Here is a 20,198-nt window from a genome sequence, read left to right on the forward strand (position 1 = left end):
TGTCACAGCGATTTTGAAGATTGCTGAACGGGCCGGATAAAGATCGATCTCAGCTGCCCGTTCTTTCCATCTCCTCGCGCTGCGTCATCGCGGCGGCGATCAGCTTCTGGAAGCGCGGGTCCTCGCGGATATTGTCGAGGTCGGAATCATTGTTGAACCATTTGATATGGTAGACGGAGCTGTTCGGCAGCAGCTTCTCCAAAAGGCCGATCGCCTGGTCGACATCGCCGAGGACGGAATAGACGCAGGCGAGATTATACTGGGCGACAATGTCGTCGGGATCGATGGCGATCGCCCGCGCCGCCCAGTCGCGTGCGCGTTTGACATCGCCGAGATGGGCAAGCGCCAGCGCACCGCGATGGGCGGGGCCGGAATTTTCCGGGTTGAGATTCAGCGCGCGTTCGGCCCGCAGCAAGCCGAGGCGGGCCCAGTTTTCCCTGTCTACCCCACGGCCGAGCGAATGGTAGGCGGCCATCAGATGGATCGGCGAGACGTAGTCGTCAGGGCGGATTTCTGCGGCGCGGGTGAAATATTGAACGGATTCGGCAAAGTTTCCGTGCATGAAGAAGAACCTGGCATAATGGAAATTCGCCTCGAAGAGGTTCGGATCGAGCGTCAGGGCGCGCTCGAAGGCCGCCGCCGCCCGATCATCATAGCCGCTCTGATGCAGCGCCAAGCCGTGCGAGGCATGGGCCTCCGGAAGATCGGGATCGAGCGCGAGCGCGCGGGCGCTCATCTCGAGGATGCGTGTCAGCGGCACATCGTCGGGCGCCCAGTCGCGGATGGCGGCGTCGCAATCGGCGATGCCGGCATAGGCGCGGGCATAGTCCGGATCGAGCTCGACTGCTTTGCAGAACATGCGCCTGGCAAGCTGCAGGTAGGATTTCGTCCAGGTGTGGGAAAGCTGGCGACCCCGGAGATAATAGGTATAGGCCTCGACATTGGCGGTAGGCTCGTTGGCGATCGCCTTCTTCTCCTCCGGCAGCAGGCGCACCTTCAGCTGGCCGACGATCGCATGGGTGATCTCGTCCTGGATGGCGAAGATGTCGGTGAGGTCACGGTCGTAGCGCTCGGCCCAGAGATGGTCGCCATTGGCGGTGTCGATCAGCTGGCCGGAGATGCGCACGCGCTTGTCGAAGATGCGCACACTGCCTTCGAGCACATAGCGCACGCCGAGTTCCTGGGCGAGCCGCTTCAACTTCACCGAGATGCCCTTGTAGGTAAAGATCGTATTGCGCGGCACGACGTGCAGGCTGGAGATCTTGGAGAGATCGGTGATGATGTCTTCGGTTATGCCGTCGGAGAAATAATCCTGGTCGGCGTCGCCGCTCATGTTGGTGAAAGGCAACACGGCGATGAAGCAGGTATTGCGGTTCTGCGCGATGAGCTTGGCGGAAGAGGGTGGCGCGAGGGTGACGGTATAGACCTGCACCGGCTGGCGGATGTTCTTCAGCATGTGCTCGCCGATAAATTCGAAGCCGAGATTGAGGCGCGAGCCGACCTGATCGCGCACCGAGGCCGACACGGCGATGCCGCCGGGGGCGGCGATACGCTCGAGTCTCGCGGCGAGATTGACGCCGTCGCCGAAAATGTCGCCGTTTTCGACGACGACGTCGCCGAGATTGATGCCGATGCGGAACTCGACGCGCTCATCCTTCGGAACGTTCTCGTTGCGGGTCGACATGCTGCGCTGGATTTCGGCGGCGCAGGCGACGGCATTCACCACACTCTGGAATTCGGCCAGGATGCCGTCGCCGGTGAGTTTGACGATCCGGCCCTTATAGTCCGAAATCCTGATATCGACGAGCTCGCAGCGATGGCGGTTCAGCGCCTGCAGCGTGCCTGACTCATCGATGCCCATCAGTCGGCTGTAGCCGACGACATCCGCAGCGAGAATAGCGCTCAGTCGTCGTTCCATGACCCCTCCCATGGATCTTCCCGGAATAACCTAGCTATTTTTAGAGTTTTTGTCGCGCAGAGTCGTCCCCCGAAAAAGCAATTCGGGCGGCGTCGACGTTTTGACGCGGTAGCGCGACCATATATCGTCGCCGGTCTTCATCAATACTCTAAAAGGGTGAAGGACGACCTTGTTTGCTAATCCTTTGTGGTGAAAGTTGGCGGAAACGAAATATACGGCTTGGTCAAAGCTTGCTAGTCGGCGCCGAAAACGACCAGTGATCGAGTTGAGCCGGCCTTGCGGAAGGCCTCGCTCCGGCGCGCCCTTGCTCCTCCCGCCGCGCTCGGGCATTGTTGCGGCATGAGGAGAATTTTCATCCTGCTGCTGGCGTTCTGGCCGGGTTTTGCCCTTGCCGATCAGGTCTTTTTTCCGGCGAAATCGGGCAAGGCCGAGGCGCCGGTGCTGACCGTTTATTCCTCGCTCGACGAGCCGCTGGCGCAGCCGATGATCCGGGGTTTTCAGGAGGCCAATCCCGATGTCGCGGTCAGATATGAGGATATGCTGACCGGCGAAATCTATGACCGGATCGTCGGGGAGACGGATGCCGGCAAGAAGACGGCGGATTTTGCCTTCTCCTCGGCGATGGACCTGCAGGTGAAGCTTTCGAATGACGGCTATGCGCAGGTCAGCAATCTGCCGATGAGCGCCGCATGGCCGAAATGGGCGAACTGGCGCAACACCGCTTATGCGCTGACTTTTGAGCCGGCGGTCTTCGTCTATCACAAGCCGAGCTTCGCGCATGAGCCGGTGCCAAGCTCGCGGGCGGAACTCGTCGACTATCTGAAGCGCAAGGGCAATGCGGTTTATGGCCGGATCAGCACCTACGATATCGAGCGGTCCGGTGTCGGCTTTCTGTTCATGGCGCGCGACCAGGAGCAATTCGGCGACATCTGGTCGGTGATCGGGGCGATGGGCGCGGCCGGCGTCAAGCTTTACTCGACGAGCTCGGCGATCCTCGAACGCGTTGCCGACGGGCGCTTCGTGCTCGGCTACAATATCCTCGGCTCCTACGCCGCCGACTGGGCTTCGCGGCATCCTGATGTCGGGATCGTGCTGCCGAAGGACTATACGGTGGTGATGTCGAGGATCGGGCTGGTGCCGCAGGCGGCCGCCGAGCCGGAGCTCGGGCGTCGCTACCTTACCTTTTTCATGTCGAAGGAGGGCCAGACGATCATGGCGCGCGAGTTGCAGATCCCCGCGGTCAGCCCAGAGGTGGCCGGCGAGAACACCGCCAATACGCTGCAGGAGCTGCTCGGTTCGCAACTTCGGCCAGTGCCTGTCAGCCCCGGGCTGATGGTCTATCTCGACCAGGTGAAGCGAGCGCGGCTGATCGCGCACTGGAACGAAGTTCTGCGGGCGCAGTGAGGAAGATCTGTTCTTGCGAGCGCCGGACAGCCATATCCGGCAGAGGATTGCCGGATCCGCGCTGGCAGTCTCAGCCTCGCCAAAGCAGGTCGGGGCGGCTGAAGCAACCTGCCGAACGCGAAGTCACGAAAAGCCCGGATTGACAGGGGTTATACGGTCTCAGGTTCCGCAAGCAATTCAGCTTACCGGCTGTGGTTCGTCATACCAAGCTCGGTCCACAGGTCTGCGGCCTCATTCAGTCTTCTGAGGCGCGCGTAGAGGTCGCAGCTCGGTTGACGATTTCCCCATTTCAGGCAGTCTTCAAATTTTTCGCGGCGCTCCTGCGTGCTCAGCGGGTCTTCCAGGGAACCCTTTGCATGGAGACGTTGTCGGCGTAGCGTCGTCCCGTCCGACAGCCGCACGGTGACAATATGCGGCAAGCGTTCACTTCCTCTTTCTTCGTCCGCCGAATAGGATTCCATCGTTATGCGTTTTACCAGCATCCTCACATCCTGGCGCGAAACGGCAGAGCGCGTGAAATCGCCAAGGCTGACGGATCCATTCAGAAAGGCCGTCGCCAGACAGTATTGCATCGAGAAGCGGGCCTGCATCTCGTCTGCGGGTTCCGCATAGGCGAGGTTGCGAAAGGCGGAGACGCCTACCTTGGTGTCGATCGACACGATGTCGTCCGCCGTCAGTCCATAGTCTCGTTTAAGCTCGAGCAGCGCATCGATTGCCCGGTGGGTCGATGCGCAGCATGGATGTCGCTTGGCGACCAAGCCGCGTCTTTCGATGATATGGGCCGACTCCGGTCGCAGATCCGTCCATGCCCGCGGGTCGTCTCCGCCAAAAAGATCCAGAAATCCCTGCGGCCTTTCCAGGATGTCGAGCCGGCCTCTGATGCCTGCAATGGCGAGCCGCGCCGCCTCAACCGCATTTCGGGCTGCAATGCCTGCATGAAGCGGCTTGGCCAGAGTACCGAACTGACCTTTGGGGCCGCAGGCGAGCGAGGCTGCAAGGCTCATCGCCTGCGCCGTCTCCTCCTCGCTTGCACCCAGCAACTGAGCCACACCCGCAGCAGCGCCGATTGCGCCCACCGTCGCCGTCCCATGCCAGCCCCTGTTGTAATGCGAGGGATTGGCGCCGAAACCCACGGCAGCCTGCGCTTCCAGGCCCGCAAGATAGGCGCTCAGAAAAGCGCCACCGCTCACCGGGCGACCTGCTGTAACCGTGGCCAGCAATGCAGGGACGAGGACCGCGGATGCGTGGGCACGGGCAGGATGGAAATTGTCGTCGAAATCCAGTGCATGCGCTGCAGTTCCATTAACGAGCGCGGCAATGGAGGAGGAGGCGCCGCCGCCTGCTACAAGCCAGGCGGTTCCTCCGCCCGCGATTTCTCTTGCAAAAGCCGCGGTCACGCCGGTGGCGGCCGGATCTCCGGCGCCGGCGATCATGCAGCCAAAAGTATCGGCGACGGCATCGATTGCCCGTTCGATGGCGGTTTCAGAGAAATGCTTTCGGGATGAAAGCTGGGCTGCGATGCGCTGCAGAACAGTGGTCATTGACGAAACTCTTTCCATGGTCTTCGGTCGAGACCGGAAATTGTACTGCTTTTGACAGCGCTGCAATCTTATGCAGTTTTCGAATAAGGCTACCGAGGAAAGTCATCACATGGTCAGGGCAGTCAGCGCAGGGATCAGCCTCAAGCATATCGAGGCCTATGATGCGATCGCGGCAACGGGATCCACGATCGCCGCCGCGCTGGAGCTCGGCATTTCACAATCCAATGCCAGCCGATTGCTGCAGCAGCTTGAGGATTATCTCGGCGTCCGTCTGTTCGAACGTGACAAGAACCGGTTGTCTCCGACCCGCGAAGGCCGGCAGCTCGGGCCGGATATCCGCGCTATTTCGGATCGGTTGCGGGAGCTGAAAACGGCGGCGGTGGAATTGGAAAGCGGTCGTTCACGCGACATGCTGCTGCGACTTGCCTTCCCGGCCAGCCTGTCATCCACCGTGCTTCCCCGCATGATCAAGGCCTTCTTCGGCGCCCACGGTCCGGTGCGCGTGGAACTCGCTTCCGGCAGCTATCTGGCGATCGAGAGGATGGTGGCGGACGGAGAGGCCGATATCGGTTTCGCTCGCCTGCCGCTGGCGACGCCCGGACTGCGGCAGGAGAAACGGCTTTTCTCCCGCATCGTCTGCGCTCTTCATACCGATCATCCATTGGCAAAACAGAGCGCTCTGACGATATCGGACCTCAAGGGGCAGGACCTCATCGTCCTCAACCGGGAGCGGCCTGTTCGTCACGAATTGGAGGCGCTTTTCTACCAGGGCGGCCTACGCCAGCGCCCGCTGCTCGAGGCACATTCGGTGGCCAGTGCCTGTGCTTTGGCTGCGAATGCTTTGGGGATCGCGCTGGTGGGCGACATCATCGCAGGCGAATACGCAGCCCTGCCGCTGCGTTTCGTGCCATTGGCGCCGGAACTGGCGGTGACCTATTGCCTCGTCAGCGGCGAGAAATATCCCCTCGCCAAATCCGCGGGCCTTTTTTTGGAAAGCATTGCCGACTGGCGCTGGGCCGCCGGTGCAGAGGACGCTTCACGATGAACATCAGACAGCTCGAGGTCTTGCGGACGCTGATGTCCACCGGCTCGACCATTGCGACGGCCAAGGCCATGGGCCTCAGCCAGTCGGGGGTGAGCCGGCTCCTGCAGCAGCTCGAGGCGGATTTGTCCATCACCCTTTTTGTACGCGACAAGGGGCGGCTGATCCCGACGCCGGAGGCGGCCATCCTCGCCCGAGATGCAGAGAATATTCTCTTGGCCGTGGATCGCATGTCCGGGCACGCCCAAGATCTGAGAAGTGGCGCCGCAGGGCCGGAAATCGTGCGGATCGGTCTGCCAAGCAGCATGTGGGAGAACTTCGCGCCGGCCATGCTGGTGGATTACGTGCGAGATTTCCCCAGTGTCCGCATCGAGACGTTTTTCGACACCACCATTGCCATCAATAAGCTGGTCGAGGAGCGTGTGCTCGATATCGGCTTCCTGCGCATGGAAGGGGAAATCGGTCCCGGCATCGAAGTCGAGCAGGTGGCGAGCGGGGAAAGCGTCTGCGTCATCCCGAGGGATCACCGGCTGGCAGAACTGGCGGAGATCTCGGCCAAGGACCTGCGCGACGTACCGCTGATCCTCATCGGCCGTCAAAGGCCCAATCGCCTGGCGCTCGATCAGAGCTTCAAACAGGCGGGCGTGAAGCAGATCGTCAAGATCGAAACCCATACGAACAGCTCCGCTTGTTCCTATGTCGCCCACGGCCTCGGTGTCACGATCATCAGCAGCTTCTATGCAAATCTCTATCGCCATCTTCCCGTCGTGCATCGTCCGTTCATTCCGCATGCACGTCAGCAGTTCGGGCTTGCACGTGCTGCAGGCGTTCCATTGTCGATTGCAGCGCAATCTCTGAGCGATGCGTTGAAACGGCAGATCCAGCTTTCACAAAAAGATATTTGAAACAGTAACTTACTTCTCACGAGCATGGGAAGCGCAGCGTTTCGTGCATCCTATCATTCTGCATAAACATATGACGAATACGCATAATATTGCGGAGATTTTTTCATTCCGTCATAGTCTCCCTTAACGAAACCGATGGCGGCGAAGGCTCTGCCGCCAATCGTGGGGAACACATGATACGCTTCATTCTTAACCGCCTGTTGATGGCATTGCCGACGATCGCCCTCGTGGCCGTCACCGTTTTCGCACTCATCCGGCTCATCCCCGGCGATCCCGCCGCTTTGATGCTCGGCGACATGGCGCAGCCTGACCAGGTGGCGGCGATGCGCATCGAGCTCGGGCTCGACAAATCGATGATCCAGCAATTCGTAATCTGGGCAGGGAACGTTCTGCAGGGTGATTTCGGGCGCTCCATCGTCAACGGCGAAGCGGTGCTGCCGCTCGTCGCGTCCCGCTTCTTGGTCAGCGCCGAAATTGTTGTCATTGCGGTGTTGCTGGCGAGCGTCATCGCAGTGCCCGCCGGCGTGATCGCGGCCTGGCGACAGAACAGCCTGACGGACCTGGCGCTGGTTGGCACGGCGACGGTGCTGCTTTCCATTCCGACCTTTTGGCTCGGTCTCCTGCTGCTGCTGCTTTTCGGCCTGAAGCTCGGCTGGTTGCCGGTTCTCGGTTATGTCTCGGTCGGCGACAATATCGCCAGCGGGATCCTGTATCTCGTCCTGCCGATCATGACGCTGGTCATCCACGAAATGGGCGTTCTGATCCGCATGGCGCGTGCTTCGACGCTGGAAGTCCTGCGTCTCGATTACATCACGCATGCGCGCGCCAAGGGCCTTTCGGAAAGCGCGGTCCTCTGGCGCCATGCCTTCAAGAATGCTTTTGGCCCGACATGGACGGTTATCGGCCTGATCCTCGGCAACCTGCTCGGGGGCATCGCGGTGATCGAAACCGTCTTCACCATTCCGGGCCTCGGCCGTTTGATGGTCGATAGCATCTTTGCCCGGGATTACCCCGTCATCCAGGGTTGCCTGCTGTTCGTGGCGCTGTCCTATGTTCTGGTCAATCTGGTGGTCGATCTCCTCTATCCCTTCTTCGATCCGCGGGTGGTTGCCGAATGAAAAAGTTCACTTTCAACGGCCTCATCGGCAGCATTCTGATTGCCATCCTGCTGATCACCGCCGCGGTCGGTCTTTTCTGGACCCCATATGACCCGATGAAACTTGGTTTTGCCGTCAGGCTTGCTGCTCCCGGCGGCGCTCATCTGCTCGGGACCGACGAGTTCGGACGCGATGTTCTCAGCCGCTTGATGGTCGGCGCCCGGGCCAGCGTATGGATCGGCACGCTGACAGTCGGCTTCGCGACCGTCTTCGGCACGTTGATCGGCGTTGTCAGCGGTTATGTCCGCGGCTGGGCAGACGGCGTCATCATGGCGATCAACAATGCGCTGCTGGCATTCCCTGGCATTCTGCTGGCGCTTGGTCTGCTGGCCGTATTCGGCGCCAATCAGTACGGCATCATCTTCGCACTCGGCATTGCCTACACGCCGTCCATGGCGCGCGTCGTGCGCGGCGCGGTTTTGTCGTTGCGGGAGCGGGAATTCATCGAAGCGTCGAGAATAATGGGCAACAGCGAGCTTTTCACGATGGTCCGTCACATCCTGCCCAATTGCCTTGCCCCGATCACCGTGCTTGCCACGTCGATGTTCGGTTGGGCCATCCTCTCCGAAAGCGCCCTGAGCTTCCTGGGCCTAGGTGTGCCTCCGCCGGCGCCGACCTGGGGCAACATGCTTGCCGCCGGCCGTCCGTTCATCCAGCAGGCTGTGTGGCTCGGCCTTTTTCCCGGCCTCTGCATCGCGCTGACGCTGCTCGGCATCAATCTTCTGGGCGACGCCCTTCGTGACAAGCTGGATCCGCGTATGAGGGGGCTGAAATGACCGGCGACACGCTTTTGAACGTTTGCGGCCTCTCGCTTGAGGTTGCAGGCACCGGCCTACAGGTCGTCAAGGACGTCGGCTTCGACATAGCGCCAGGCGAGATTGTCGGCATTGTCGGCGAGAGCGGCTCAGGCAAGACGCTGGCGACCCGGGCGCTGATATCGCTACTGCCGGCGGCGGTTCGCGTGACGGGCGGAACCGTGCGCTACAAGGGCCGCGACGTGCTTTCGATGAGCAACAGTGATCTTCGGGCGATGCGGGGCCGGGAGATCGGCGTCGTGTTCCAGGAACCGATGACATCCCTCAATCCATCCATGACCATCGGCCGTCAGCTGGAGGAGGGGCTTGTCCTGCATACGAAGCTGGCGCCGCAGGAGCGGCGTGCGCGCATCCTCGACATGCTGGAGCGCGTCGGCATTCTCAACCCTGAAGGCGCCCTCACTTCCTACCCGCATGAGTTTTCCGGCGGCATGCGCCAGCGCATCATGCTGGCCTCCGTCATGCTGCTGAAACCGGCATTGCTGATCGCCGACGAGCCGACCACGGCGCTGGATGCCGTCATTCAGCGCGACGTGATGGAGCTGATGGTCGATCTGACGACCGCGGAAGGCACCGCCGTCCTGCTGATCAGCCACGATCTGCCGATGGTTGCCCGATACACCAGCCGTATCATCGTCATGGAGAAGGGCGCGATTGTCGAGCAGGGCAGAGCCGACAAGCTTCTCGCAGCGCCACAGCATCCCTACACATGCAAGCTCCTCTCGGCGCTCCCCTATCGCGGTGAATCGCGCGCCATCGATAAGACCAAGACACCGATGGTGTCGGCGCAGAACATCGTCGTCGATTATCCTGGTCGCCGGTCGTTCCTGAAAAGGGCGCGGGGAAAGCGGGCCCTGCATGGGGTCAGCATCAATGTTTATGAAGGCGAAGTGGTCGCCCTCGTCGGCGGTTCCGGTTCGGGAAAGACGACGCTCGGCCGCACCATTGCCGGCCTTGTCAGGGAAAGCGGCGGGACGATCGAATTCCAGGGCCGGTCCCGTAACGAGGATTGGAAGAACTACCGGCTGGACTGCCAGATGGTGTTCCAAGACCCTTACTCCTCGCTCGATCCGCGCATGACCATACTCGCGCTTGTCGAGGAGGCGCTGCGTCTGGTGCCGAACCTGAGCGGCGAGGCCAAGCGGCGACGGGCTTTCGAAACGCTCGAGGAAGTCGGTCTCGGGAAGGACTATGCCAGCCGCTATCCGCACGAATTGTCAGGCGGCCAGCGGCAGCGCGTCGCCATTGCCCGGGCCGTTGCGCGCCGGCCGAAATTCCTGATCGCCGACGAGCCGGTGTCGGCGCTCGACGTTACCGTCCGTGCGCAGGTGCTCCACCTCTTCTCGGATCTGCAGAAACGCTACGGCTTTTCCTGTCTTTTCATCAGCCACGATCTTGGCGTGGTCGAGCAGGTGGCTGACCGGGTGGTGGTGATGCAGGAGGGCCGCATCGTCGAGCAAGGCGACCGCGGCACGATCTTCGACAATCCGAAAGAGCCCTACACGCGTCGTCTGCTCTCGGCCATCCCCGCGCTCGACCACAATGCAAGCGGTGGTGTGACACTCAAATGGCGTTTGGAGAATTAACGTGGCTATCGTGACGACATCGGCCGATACGGCCGAACAACTTCATGCAATCTGCGAAGCGCAGCCGTTCGTCACCCGGTTCATGGTGCGTAACCTGCGCACCGGTGAAACGATAGAGCGCGGCGCTGACGAAGAAACCCCTTCGGCCAGTACCCGGAAGACATCGATCATGATGGCGGCGCTCAAGGCCGTTCATGAAGGCCGGCTCGATCTCGACGAGCCGATCACCTACGAGGCTCGCTTTGCCGAGGAAGTGGCAAGCGGCATGTTTCGCTATCTGACGCCGGGCATCGTCATTTCGTTGCGCGATGCGATCACCGGGATGATGGTGTTGAGCGACAATGTCTGCACCAAAATGGTCTTTGAGCGGCTGACGCTCGAGGAAGTGGACGGCTATTGCAAGTCGATCGGCATGGACGCCACGCATCATCGTTTTTTAATTCCACCGCTCGCCCTATCACCTGATCACTCGCTGCGTTCGGTTACCACCACCACGGCGCGCGACCAGATTTTTCTCCTGCAGGCGATCCTCGATGCACAGACTTCGGAGGAAGCGGCGGAGAGATTGCGCTGCTCGCAGGTGCTCTGCCGCTACGCGCTTCAAACCCTGAAGAACCAGATCTTGCGTTATGCGATCCCGTCGAGATTGCCGTTCGCCACCGTGGTTGCGCACAAGGGCGGCACGGGCAAGCGCGGCCGCATGAATGCCGGCATCGTTTATCTGGGCGAAGAGCCCTTCTATGCCATTGCCGTATTCACCGATGACGTGCCTCAGGCCATGGCGGACGGCACGCCGGGCTACACGATCGCGCTCGAAACCATCGGCCGGCTCTCCCGGGCCTGCTGGGACAATTTTCAACCTTGATCATCGACAAAACAAAGAGGGTAGAACAATGAAGAAAATTCTTCTCGCCGGCACGATGCTGCTCGGTATGACAGATCTCGGGCATGCGCGCGACATCGTCGTGGCTCAGAGTTCGGATCTGCGCAGCAGCAATCCCGGGGTCAATCGTGACGGCAATACCGACGGTGTTATCCTGCACATCGTCGAGGGCCTGGTCGGCTATAACAATAGCGGTGAGGTCAAGCCGCTGCTCGCCAAGAGCGTCGACGTTTCCGGCGATGGCCTTACCTATACATTCCGCCTTCGAAGCGACGTGAAATTCCACAATGGCAAGCCGCTGACCGCCGACGACGTCGTGTGGAACTGGAACCGCTATCTCAAGCCCGAGACGAAATGGACGTGCCTTTCCGATTTTGCGCCCGGCGGCGCCGCCCCCGTGACTGGTGTGAAGGCGCTTGACGGATCGACCGTCCAGATCACGCTCGAAAAGCCCTCGGCCGTCTTTCTGGGTCTGATGTCGCGTCCGGAATGCGGTTACACCGCCATCATTTCCCCCGATTCCCTTGCCGCGGATGGCAGTTTCGTCAAACCGGTCGGGACCGGTCCGTTCATGTGGGACGAATGGAAAAAGGGCGAGTATATCCGTCTCGCCAAGTTCACCGACTACGTCTCTCCCGAAAATGACGGCAAGCCGGACGGGATGGTCGGCTCGAAACGACCTTTGGCCGACGGCATCAAGTTCATGGTCATTCCCGATGCATCCACCGTCAAGGCAGGACTGGAGTCCGGCGCCCTCGATACCGCCGAGATATCGCCTGACCTTATTCCGGAGATCAAGGCGAGCGATAAGCTGCAGCTGATCGTCGCCCGCAACAACGGCAAGAACCTGTTCTACATCCAGACACGCGACAAGGTGCTGAGCAAGCCCGGCGTGCGGCGGGCGATGGCAATGTCGCTCGACCTCGGCGAGCTTGTCGCCGCCGCCTCAAATGGAACCGGCGAAGCGAACGGCTCGATGGTGTCGCAGGATTCCGTTTATTTTGACGATACCCAGAAGCAGAGGCTGCCCTACGACATCGAGGCGGCGAAGAAGGAATTGGCCGATGCCGGCTACAAGGGCGAACCGATCACCATCATTGCCAACAAGCGCGGCAATGTTCCAAGCTTTCCCGCTGCGGTTATGGCGCAGGCGATGATGCAGCAGGCCGGGTTGAATGTGCAGATCGAAGTTCTCGATTACGCAACGCAAGTCGACCGCCGCCGGTCCGGCAACTATCAGGTGATTTCGCAATCGGTCGCCCCGCGGCTCGACCCTGCGCTGATGTACAGTTTTTACGTCGGCAACAAAGACAAGAATGCTTCACTGATGTGGGACGATCCCAAGGCCGTGGAATTGATGAAGGCGGCTTATGTCGAAGCCGATCCGGCCAAGCGGCAGAAGATATTCGACGCGTTCCATGAGCTGATGCTGAAGGAGGCGCCGGGCATTTTCCTTTACGACACGGTCGACGTGTGGGGTGCGACGAAGACGTTGAAGGGCCAGCCGGTGTGGCAGTCGAACGCCCGCCTCTGGGAAGTCTCGGTCGACTGAGGAATCTTGCGGCGTCGAGGCGCAGACGCCGCGGCACTTCGGATTGGTAAAACAGCAGGACCGGCAGGCTCGCCTGCCGGACCGATATGTCATGCCGGAGGCCTGCTGACCGCCGGGGAAAGCAAGGATATGAGATGAGCAAGGAAGCAGTGGATGCGATCGTTTCGGCGATCGAGGGTATGCGGCCGGCCTGCGCGGTGCTGAGCGACAGGATTTGGGATCTTGCCGAACTGAAATTCGAGGAGAAGAGTTCTTCCGGTCTGCTGGCAAAGGCCCTTGAGGACGAGGGCTTTTGCGTCCGTCGCGGTGTTGCCGACATGGACACCGCTTTCATCGCAGAAGCCGGCGCGGGCAAGCCGGTCATTGCATTTCTCGGCGAATTCGACGCACTCGCGGGCATGAGCCAGATTGCGGGCATCGCCGAGCAGCGTTCGCTTGCGCCAGGCGCGGCCGGACATGGCTGCGGCCACAATCTTCTGGGTGTCGGGTCGTTGATGGCCGCCGTCGCGCTCGCCAACCATTTGAAGGATAACGGTATTTCGGGAACTGTGCGTTACTATGGCTGCCCCGGCGAAGAGGGCGGCTCGGGCAAGACCTTCATGGTGCGTGCGGGGGCGTTCGACGACGTGGACACGGCGCTCACCTGGCATCCCGCACCGTTCAACGCCGTCCGCTCCACAAACAATCTCGCGGTGCTGGAATATTATTACCGGTTCAAGGGCGTTGCGGCCCACGCTTCCAATGCTGCGCATCTCGGCCGATCCGCACTCGATGCCGTGGAGCTTATGAATGTCGGCGTCAATTTCCTGCGCGAACATATGCCACAGGACTGCCGCGTGCATTATGCCATCACCGATGCCGGCGGACGGGCTGCCAATGTCGTGCAGGCGCAGGCCGAGGTGCTCTATCTCATCAGGGCACCGGACATGCCACAGGCTCTCAATCTCGCCGCGCGGGTGGAAAAAGTCGCGCGCGGTGCCGCGATGATGACGGAGACCGACGTGGAGATCGTTTTCGATACGGCTTCCACGAACCTTCTTCCGAATATTACCCTGGAAACGGCGATGCATGAAAACATGATGGCGCTCGGCCCCGTCGCCTTCGACGAAGCCGATATCGCCTTTGCGCGGCGCATCCAGAAGACGTTTACCGACGAAGCCATCGCCAGCAGCATCAGGCTGTATCAGATCGGGCGCGACGTCTTCGCCGCTGCCAAGATCGATGGCGCGATGCCGCTCCATCTCGGGCTGCGGCATTTCGAGGGCCATTCGCACTTTCGGGCGGGTTCGACCGATGTCGGCGATGTGAGCTGGGCGACCCCCACGGCCCAATGCTGGGCTCCCGCCTGGGCCATCGGCACCAACCCGCATACATGGCAGGTCGTTGCGCAAGGAAAGGCGCCGGCTGCGCATAAGGCCATGGCACATGCAGCCAAGGCTCTCGCCCTGACCGGTCTTTCCCTGGTGAATTCACCGGAGCTGATGAAGGCGGCGAAGGCCGAATGGATGGTAAAGACCGGCGGAAAGCCTTACATCTGCCCGATCCCGACGGATGTGATGCCGGGAGCGGTGAGCAGCTGAAAGTAACACGGCGGATCCGCCGCCGGGCAATTACGGCAAAAAAGTGTCCTTTCCTCCTGGATATCTTGCCGATGTCAGCTAGATGACAGCTTGTTGTGGTGGCTTTGGCTACTTCTTCTCCGTGGAGGCGGAGAACTGAAGCCTTGGGAGGCATTCCGCTCGTCATTCGGACAACTGTGTCCGCCGGCCGGCTACCCCTCCCGATTCCCTGGAGAATAACAGGCGGTGCGCTCAGCCGCCGACGGAGGACAAATCGTGAAGCATACGTTCATCGCAACCATTCTCGCAGCCGCCATCGCGCTGCCGGCCTATGCGGCCGACTATACCATCATCGCGCCGGCCGCGCCGGGCGGCGGCTGGGACCAGACGGCCCGCTCGCTGCAGACTGCGCTGCAGCAGGAGAAGATCTCCGGCAACGTCCAGGTCCAGAACGTTCCCGGCGCCGGCGGCACCATCGGGCTGGCGCAGTTCAGCAGCCAGGCTGCCGGCAACCCCAACTCGCTGATCGTCGGCGGCTATGTCATGGTCGGCGCCATCCTGACCAACAAGTCGCCCGTGACACTCAAGGACGTTACGCCGATCGCCCGGCTTACCGGCGAATACGAGGCCGTCGTTGTTCCCGCCTCGTCCGATATCAAGACCATGGCCGATCTGGTCGCGGCGCTGAAGAAGGATCCGGGCTCGGTTTCCTGGGGCGGCGGTTCGGCCGGGGGCACCGACCACATCACCGTCGGTCTGATCGCCAAGGCCTCCGGCGTCGACCCGACCAAAATCAACTATGTCGCCTTTTCCGGCGGCGGCGAGGCGCTTGCCGCCATTCTCGGCAGCCAGGTCACTGCCGGAGTATCAAGCTACAGCGAATTCGAATCGCAGGTGAAAGCGGGCACGCTGCGTCTTCTTGCCGTGTCGAGCGACAAGCGCATCGACGGCGTCGATGCTCCGACGCTGAAGGAAAGCGGCACCGATGTCAGCATTCAGAACTGGCGTATGGTTGCCGCTGCTCCCGGCCTGTCGGCAGAGCAGGTCGCCGCCATCACCTCCGATTTCGAGAAACTGCACGGCTCCGCCACCTGGCAGGAAATTCTGAAGACCAAGGGCTGGGCCGACACCTATCTGTCCGGCGACGCCTTCAAGGCGCAGCTTGAAAAGGATGTCGCTGCCACCGAAGGCATTCTCAAAGAGATCGGACTTGTTCAATGAGCGGGGATAACTCCTCGGCAACCACGCGCCGCCCTGATTGGGCGGCGTTCATCATTGCCGCTTTCCTCTTTGTTGTCGCCGGCGTGATGTTCTGGGATGCATCGCATCTGAAAACAATCGCGCAGTATGACCGCATCGGCCCGGCAACCATGCCCCAAGTGGTGGCCTTCGGCCTGTTCTGTCTTGGGATCTGGACGATCGCCGAAGCTTGGCGCGGCGAGTTTCCGGAACGCGATCGGCAGGAAGTGGCGCCCGTCATCTGGATCATTGCCGGTCTTGTCGGACAGATGCTGCTTCTGCGCCTTGCCGGCTTCTCGATCGCCACCGGTCTGCTGTTTGCATTCACGGCACGCGGCTTCGGTAAACGCAAGCTCTGGATCTCGCTGCCGTTCGGCATCGTCTTCAGCTTCGTCGTCTGGGCGATCTTCTCGCAGCTGCTGCAGCTGACGCTGCCGGCCGGCCCGCTCGAACGCCTGTTCTTCTGACGGCGCGCGCTGTCAGCACTTTTTACTTTTGCGCAGTGCCGGACCGCGTAACGGACGGCCGGGAACGCGCTTGGGATATCAAGATGAGCACATTCGAATTCCTATGGCAGGGGATCCTGGTTGCAATGCAGCCGATGAACCTGGTTTATGCGCTGGTCGGCGTGACGCTCGGCACTGCCGTCGGCGTGCTGCCCGGCATCGGACCTGCACTCACCGTGGCACTGCTGCTGCCCGCCACCTACAAGCTCGACCCCGGCGGTTCGCTGATCATGTTTGCGGGCATCTATTACGGCGGCATGTATGGCGGTTCGACCACCTCGATTCTCTTGAACACGCCGGGGGAAAGCGCCTCGATCGTCACCGCGCTCGAGGGCAACAAGATGGCGCGCGCCGGGCGCGGCGGGCCGGCGCTGGCGACAGCGGCGATCGGTTCCTTTGTCGCCGGGTTGCTCGCCACGCTCGGGCTCGCCTTCATCGCGCCCTATATCGTCAAGCTGGCGCTGGTCTTCGGGCCGCGCGAATATTTCGCGCTGATGGTGCTCGCCTTCGTCACCGTCTCCTCGGCTTTCGGCGATTCGGCGCTGCGAGGACTGACCTCGCTGTTCATCGGCTTTGCCCTTGCCATGGTCGGCATCGACCAGCAGACGGGGCAGGCGCGGCTTTCCTTCGGCATACCCGACCTGCTTGATGGCATCGAGGTGACGACGCTCGCGGTGGCGATGTTCGCGATCGGCGAGACGCTTTATATCGCCGCGCAACGCAACCGGATGGAGGATAAGGTCGAAGCCGTCAAGGGCTCGCTCTGGATGAACGCGCAGGACTGGGCGCGTTCGTGGAAGGCCTGGCTGCGCGGCACGCTGATCGGCTTTCCGATCGGCGCGATGCCGGCGGGCGGCGCCGAAATCGGTACCTTCCTCTCCTATGCGACCGAAAAGCGGTTGGCGAAGAACCCCGAGGAGTTCGGCCATGGCGCGATCGAAGGCGTGGCCGGTCCGGAGGCTGCGAACAACGCGTCGGCCGCCGGGACGCTGGTGCCGCTGCTGACGCTCGGCCTGCCGACGACGGCGACGGCGGCGATCATGCTTGCCGGCTTCCAGCAATACGGGCTGCAGCCCGGGCCGCTGCTGTTTGCCACCAACCCGCAGCTCGTCTGGGGCCTGATCGCCAGCCTGCTCATCGCCAATGCCATGCTCCTGGTCTTGAACCTGCCGCTGATCGGCCTCTGGGTGCGGCTGCTGACCATTCCGAAGCCGTGGCTTTATGCGGGCATCCTGCTGTTTGCGACGCTCGGGACGATCGGCGCCAATCCGTCGGTGTTCGAACTCGGCATGCTGCTGGCTTTCGGGTTGCTCGGTTACGTTATGCGGCTCTTCGGCTATCCGATTGCGCCGACGGTCGTCGGCCTGATCCTCGGGCCGCTTGCCGAACAGCAGCTGCGCCGGGCACTGGCGATCAGCCAGGGCGACGTCACGACGCTGGTCATGTCGCCGATCGCAGCCGGCCTGCTCGTTGTCGCCGCAGCCGCCTTCCTCATCCCGCTGATCCTGCGGCTGCGTGGCCGGGGACAGGTGCTTGCGCAGCTGGCGGCAAACGAAGACTAAAAAGACGACCTTACCCCTGCCTCAAGGCCGGCCATGGAGACATGCGCCGGCCTCTTGTTTTTGCATGGCTGGGGTGATTTTACGTGCATTGTCGAGTAGAACGCGTGGTCCTACCTATAAGCGGTCAATCATATAACGAGAGCAAAAGACAATGTCCGCTATCCGCAGTTCAATCCGCACCGGTTTCCTTGGCCGTGCATTTGCCGTGCTCGGCGCCGCAAACGCGGTCAGCGCCGCTGTCGAAGCCGGCCGCCGGCCGCGCGCCCGCGACCTCAGGGAACTCGGCATCGACCCGGCCTCCTTCGGTCAGGTCACCCGCTAAGATCTTCAAGGCATGTATGAACGAAATAGCCCGCAACCGGATGGTCGCGGGCTTTATTTTGTTCAACGGGTGCCGCAACACCAAGCGCTGCGGCCGCTTGAAGCGCGTCGCACTTCAAGCCTTTGTTTTCACGCATCACCGCAAAACCGCGCACGCTTTTGCGCGGCATGCTCTGTCGTCAGGCGTGAAGTTCTTCCTGCCGGGGCGCGTGATCTTCCACCTGCGCGCGCCTGTTGTGGCGGATGGATGACCAGAGCGACAGGCCGATCAGGGCCGCGCCGCCGAGGCCGGTGATCACCTCGGGGATGTGCACCAGGGTCTGCGCATACATGATCACGGAGAGGATCAGGATGGCATAGAAGGCGCCATGCTCGAGATAACGGTATTCGGCAAGCGTTCCCTTCTCCACCAGCATGATCGTCATCGAGCGCACATACATGGCGCCGATGCCGAGGCCGATCGCGATGACGAAGAGGTTCTGCGTCAGGGCGAAGGCGCCGATGACGCCGTCGAAGGAGAAGCTGGCATCCAGCACCTCCAGATAGATGAAAGCGCCGAGGCCGCCCTTGGCGGCAGCGCTCATCGTCTGCTGCGAGGCATCGAGCAGCTCGCCGACGACCTCGACCGCCAGGAAGGTGAGCAGGCCGTAGATGGCGCAATGGACGAAGACGCTGGCTTCCTCGCCGCCGATCAGCCAGGAGAACACAAGCATCAGCGCCAGCACGAAGGCGATCTCGATGCCCCTGATGGTCGCTGAGCGCGCCATCACTTTTTCCAGGCCGCGAAGCCAATGGATTTTCTTCTCGTGGTCGAAGAAATAGCTGAGGCCGACCATCATCAGGAAGGTTCCGCCGAAGGCTGCGATCGGCAGATGCGCATCGTTCATGATGCGGGCATATTCCGCGGGCTCGCGGGCAGCCAGCACCAGCGCGTCCCAGGGGCCGATCCGTGCCGCGATCGCGACGATGGCCAGCGGAAAGACGATGCGCATGCCGAAGACGGCAATGATGATGCCCCATGTGAGGAAGCGTTGCTGCCAGAGCGGCGTCATCTCCTTCAGCTTGTTGGCATTGACGATGGCATTGTCGAAGGAGAGCGAGATCTCGAGTACTGCAAGCACGGTGCAGATGAAGAAGACGGTCGCCATGCCGCCGATGGTGCCGGTCGTCTGCCAGCCGAGCACGGCGCCGAGAATAAGGCCGAGAGCAGTGACGATGAAAGCCCAGCGGAAATAGCCAAGCGAGGATTCATGGGTTGCAGGTTGATTCATGGCCGCACCTCACAGCCGCAAATGTTTTTGGAGAGGCTGGAGAGCGAAAAACGCGGCATGCCACAACGGGCATGCTGGCAAGGCATGGTGAGTTTTTTCATCGATGAAAAATCCGCCGGCTAAGCTGCAGGCGGTACCGACATCACGAGAGCGCCGTAAAAACTCTCGCCAGAGGGGCCCGGCACCAAACATTGTCCGCAGCCGATGTCTGGAAGGCTGCGGACAGGCTCTAGGTAATCAACTTCCCGGCTCAGTCAAGCCGGTCATTGCCGGGTGATTGTCAGTTTTTTTGGGAACCATCCTGACGCCCGCTCGTTAGACCCTGGTTGAGCTGAAAAGGAGGCCGATGATGCACACTTCGACCCATGTTCCCGACAAGCGCACGGAGGCATCCGACCGCATGAAGCGGGCGAAGCCGAACCGCATGCAGAAGGCGCAGGTGCTGCCGCCGCATCATGTCGACCTGACGCTGACCCCCGGCGTCATTCATGACATCCATGTGCCGGCGCATGTGACCGGCGCGGATCTTTCCAAAGGCGGTCCCGACCTCAAGGGCCGCGCGGAAACCAAGAAATAACGCCTACGCAACGGCTTCTTCGGCGCCAGCAGCGGATTTTTCGAAACAGGATGATAAACATATGACGATCAACTTTGTGCCCCGCGAAATCGCCATCCGGCATGAAAATGAATGGCAGGCCATACGCGAGGCGGCGGATGAGCGCATCGATATCGGCAAGCGTCAAACGCGGCTTGCTTCGTCCATTCAAGGATCAGCATCGGTTGGGAAAAACAATCCTTCGGCCGCACGTTCCGAATGAGCGGCGGGCCATTGTAGCAAGACGGCGCCCGGCATGATGTCGGGCGTTTTGCTGTCTATTGATGCTCGTCCCGAACGGCGCGCCGCCGAAGTTGCAGCCGAAGTGTGCTCGGGGCGTCG

19 protein-coding genes are annotated in these 20,198 nt (G+C 61.4%); 15 read left to right on the plus strand and 4 right to left on the minus strand.

Going from position 1 to position 20,198, the window contains the following annotated elements; all coding sequences use genetic code 11:
* Nucleotides 1-49: 49 nt before the first annotated feature.
* A complete protein-coding gene (locus A7X77_RS12405) occupies nucleotides 50-1,918 on the minus strand; it encodes an adenylate/guanylate cyclase domain-containing protein (protein ID WP_064683220.1) in 1,869 nt (622 codons plus the stop codon).
* A 357-nt stretch (nucleotides 1,919-2,275) separates the two neighbouring features.
* Between A7X77_RS12405 and A7X77_RS12410 the strand changes: the two genes are divergently transcribed.
* Nucleotides 2,276-3,322, plus strand: a complete 1,047-nt coding sequence (locus A7X77_RS12410; protein WP_064683404.1) for an ABC transporter substrate-binding protein — start codon at nucleotides 2,276-2,278, stop codon at nucleotides 3,320-3,322.
* Nucleotides 3,323-3,504: 182 nt separating this feature from the next.
* Here the strand turns inward: A7X77_RS12410 and A7X77_RS12415 are convergent, their stop codons facing one another.
* On the minus strand, nucleotides 3,505-4,863 hold the full coding sequence (locus A7X77_RS12415) for an MmgE/PrpD family protein (RefSeq protein WP_064683221.1): 1,359 nt from the start codon (nucleotides 4,861-4,863) through the stop codon (nucleotides 3,505-3,507).
* Nucleotides 4,864-4,972: 109 nt separating this feature from the next.
* Between A7X77_RS12415 and A7X77_RS12420 the strand changes: the two genes are divergently transcribed.
* The 12 genes from A7X77_RS12420 to A7X77_RS33475 all read left to right on the plus strand — a co-directional run bounded on the left by A7X77_RS12420 (nucleotide 4,973) and on the right by A7X77_RS33475 (nucleotide 17,991).
* Nucleotides 4,973-5,908 (plus strand): LysR family transcriptional regulator, encoded by a 936-nt coding sequence (locus A7X77_RS12420; RefSeq protein WP_064683222.1) that lies wholly within the window; start codon nucleotides 4,973-4,975, stop codon nucleotides 5,906-5,908.
* On the plus strand, nucleotides 5,905-6,810 hold the full coding sequence (locus A7X77_RS12425; protein WP_064683223.1) for a LysR family transcriptional regulator: 906 nt from the start codon (nucleotides 5,905-5,907) through the stop codon (nucleotides 6,808-6,810). The genes A7X77_RS12420 and A7X77_RS12425 overlap by 4 nt, the downstream gene beginning before the upstream one ends.
* A 173-nt stretch (nucleotides 6,811-6,983) precedes the next feature.
* Nucleotides 6,984-7,928, plus strand: a complete 945-nt coding sequence (locus A7X77_RS12430; RefSeq protein ID WP_064683224.1) for an ABC transporter permease — start codon at nucleotides 6,984-6,986, stop codon at nucleotides 7,926-7,928.
* The gene (locus A7X77_RS12435) at nucleotides 7,925-8,743 is read left to right on the plus strand and encodes an ABC transporter permease (protein ID WP_064683225.1); all 819 of its coding nucleotides are present in this window, start codon (nucleotides 7,925-7,927) and stop codon (nucleotides 8,741-8,743) included. Before A7X77_RS12430 ends, A7X77_RS12435 begins: the two co-directional genes overlap by 4 nt.
* On the plus strand, nucleotides 8,740-10,368 hold the full coding sequence (locus A7X77_RS12440) for an ABC transporter ATP-binding protein (protein WP_064683226.1): 1,629 nt from the start codon (nucleotides 8,740-8,742) through the stop codon (nucleotides 10,366-10,368). The genes A7X77_RS12435 and A7X77_RS12440 overlap by 4 nt, the downstream gene beginning before the upstream one ends.
* A gap of 82 nt (nucleotides 10,369-10,450) precedes the next feature.
* The gene (locus tag A7X77_RS12445; protein ID WP_156668107.1) at nucleotides 10,451-11,233 is read left to right on the plus strand and encodes a serine hydrolase; all 783 of its coding nucleotides are present in this window, start codon (nucleotides 10,451-10,453) and stop codon (nucleotides 11,231-11,233) included.
* A gap of 28 nt (nucleotides 11,234-11,261) precedes the next feature.
* Entirely contained in the window at nucleotides 11,262-12,803 is a 1,542-nt protein-coding gene (locus A7X77_RS12450; RefSeq protein ID WP_064683228.1) for an ABC transporter substrate-binding protein, read from the plus strand.
* Nucleotides 12,804-12,937: 134 nt separating this feature from the next.
* Nucleotides 12,938-14,383 (plus strand): M20 family metallopeptidase, encoded by a 1,446-nt coding sequence (locus A7X77_RS12455; RefSeq protein ID WP_064683229.1) that lies wholly within the window; start codon nucleotides 12,938-12,940, stop codon nucleotides 14,381-14,383.
* 255 nt (nucleotides 14,384-14,638) lie between these two features.
* Nucleotides 14,639-15,583, plus strand: coding sequence for a Bug family tripartite tricarboxylate transporter substrate binding protein (locus A7X77_RS12460; protein WP_064683405.1), 945 nt, complete (start codon nucleotides 14,639-14,641; stop codon nucleotides 15,581-15,583).
* Nucleotides 15,580-16,068: a tripartite tricarboxylate transporter TctB family protein gene (locus A7X77_RS12465; protein WP_064683230.1), complete on the plus strand. Its 489-nt coding sequence runs from the start codon at nucleotides 15,580-15,582 to the stop codon at nucleotides 16,066-16,068. Before A7X77_RS12460 ends, A7X77_RS12465 begins: the two co-directional genes overlap by 4 nt.
* 83 nt (nucleotides 16,069-16,151) lie before the next feature.
* A complete protein-coding gene (locus A7X77_RS12470; protein WP_064683231.1) occupies nucleotides 16,152-17,669 on the plus strand; it encodes a tripartite tricarboxylate transporter permease in 1,518 nt (505 codons plus the stop codon).
* A 151-nt stretch (nucleotides 17,670-17,820) separates the two neighbouring features.
* Entirely contained in the window at nucleotides 17,821-17,991 is a 171-nt protein-coding gene (locus A7X77_RS33475; protein ID WP_097603939.1) for a hypothetical protein, read from the plus strand.
* Here A7X77_RS33475 and A7X77_RS12475 read toward each other — a convergent pair.
* Together A7X77_RS12475 and A7X77_RS12480 are read right to left on the minus strand one after the other, a co-directional pair.
* Entirely contained in the window at nucleotides 17,981-18,160 is a 180-nt protein-coding gene (locus A7X77_RS12475; protein ID WP_064683232.1) for a hypothetical protein, read from the minus strand. The two genes, A7X77_RS33475 and A7X77_RS12475, sit on opposite strands and share 11 nt — an antisense overlap.
* 9 nt (nucleotides 18,161-18,169) lie before the next feature.
* Nucleotides 18,170-19,261, minus strand: coding sequence for a DUF475 domain-containing protein (locus tag A7X77_RS12480; protein WP_064683233.1), 1,092 nt, complete (start codon nucleotides 19,259-19,261; stop codon nucleotides 18,170-18,172).
* Nucleotides 19,262-19,607: 346 nt separating this feature from the next.
* Between A7X77_RS12480 and A7X77_RS12485 the strand changes: the two genes are divergently transcribed.
* Both A7X77_RS12485 and A7X77_RS12490 read left to right on the plus strand, forming a co-directional pair.
* Nucleotides 19,608-19,838, plus strand: a complete 231-nt coding sequence (locus A7X77_RS12485) for a hypothetical protein (protein WP_197486830.1) — start codon at nucleotides 19,608-19,610, stop codon at nucleotides 19,836-19,838.
* A gap of 61 nt (nucleotides 19,839-19,899) precedes the next feature.
* Nucleotides 19,900-20,079, plus strand: coding sequence for a hypothetical protein (locus A7X77_RS12490; RefSeq protein ID WP_064683234.1), 180 nt, complete (start codon nucleotides 19,900-19,902; stop codon nucleotides 20,077-20,079).
* Nucleotides 20,080-20,198 lie beyond the last annotated feature (119 nt).

Origin of the sequence: Rhizobium bangladeshense (assembly GCF_001662075.1) — a bacterium.
GTDB classification, from domain to species: Bacteria; Pseudomonadota; Alphaproteobacteria; order Rhizobiales; family Rhizobiaceae; genus Rhizobium; species Rhizobium bangladeshense_B.